We start from the raw sequence: 1,188 nt of genomic DNA, 5'->3' as shown, positions 1-1,188 counted from the left end.
CGGTTTCACCGACACTTCTTGGGGTTGTATGGTTAAGTGACTAAGCGTACATGGTGGATGCCTTGGCAGTCAGAGGCGATGAAGGACGTACTAACCTGCGATAAGCCGTGAGCAGTCGGTAAGAGACATTACGACTCACGGATTTCCGAATGGGGAAACCCACTTAGCATAAGCTAGGTATCGCTGCGTGAATACATAGCGTAGCGAGGCGAACCGGGAGAACTGAAACATCTAAGTACCCCGAGGAAAAGAAATCAACCGAGATTCCCTCAGTAGCGGCGAGCGAACGGGGATTAGCCCTTAAGCATCTTGGAAGTTAGTGGAACGGTCCTGGAAAGGCCGGCGATACAGGGTGATAGCCCCGTACACGAAAACAACCTTGATGTGAAATCGAGTAGGGCGGGACACGTGACATCCTGTCTGAATATGGGGGGACCATCCTCCAAGGCTAAATACTCCTGACTGACCGATAGTGAACCAGTACCGTGAGGGAAAGGCGAAAAGAACCCCTGTGAGGGGAGTGAAATAGAACCTGAAACCGTGTACGTACAAGCAGTGGGAGCCCTTCGGGGTGACTGCGTACCTTTTGTATAATGGGTCAGCGACTTACATTTTGTAGCGAGGTTAACCGTATAGGGGAGCCGTAGGGAAACCGAGTCTTAACTGGGCGTCTAGTTGCAAGGTGTAGACCCGAAACCGGGTGATCTAGCCATGGGCAGGTTGAAGGTTGAGTAACATCAACTGGAGGACCGAACCCACTAACGTTGCAAAGTTAGGGGATGACCTGTGGCTGGGGGTGAAAGGCCAATCAAACTCGGAGATAGCTGGTTCTCCCCGAAAGCTATTTAGGTAGCGCCTCGGACGAATACTACTGGGGGTAGAGCACTGTTTGGGCTAGGGGGTCATCCCGACTTACCAACCCCATGCAAACTCCGAATACCAGTAAGTAATATCCGGGAGACACACGGCGGGTGCTAACGTCCGTCGTGAAGAGGGAAACAACCCAGACCGCCGGCTAAGGTCCCAAAGTTCTGGTTAAGTGGGAAACGATGTGGGAAGGCTCAGACAGCTAGGATGTTGGCTTAGAAGCAGCCATCATTTAAAGAAAGCGTAATAGCTCACTAGTCGAGTCGGCCTGCGCGGAAGATGTAACGGGGCTCAAACCAGGCACCGAAGCCGCGGATTCAC

At 52.4% G+C, this 1,188-nt stretch carries 1 rRNA gene; it reads left to right on the top strand.

The window, feature by feature from the left end:
• Positions 1-30: 30 nt before the first annotated feature.
• Positions 31-1,188, top strand: a 23S ribosomal RNA gene (locus QLG02_RS10290); the annotation flags it as partial.

The sequence above is a fragment of the Aeromonas sp. V90_14 genome (assembly GCF_029967615.1).
Lineage (GTDB): Bacteria > Pseudomonadota > Gammaproteobacteria > Enterobacterales > Aeromonadaceae > Aeromonas > Aeromonas hydrophila.
Note: the sequence above shows the minus strand (reverse complement) of the source record. Positions and strands in the feature narration are given on the sequence as shown.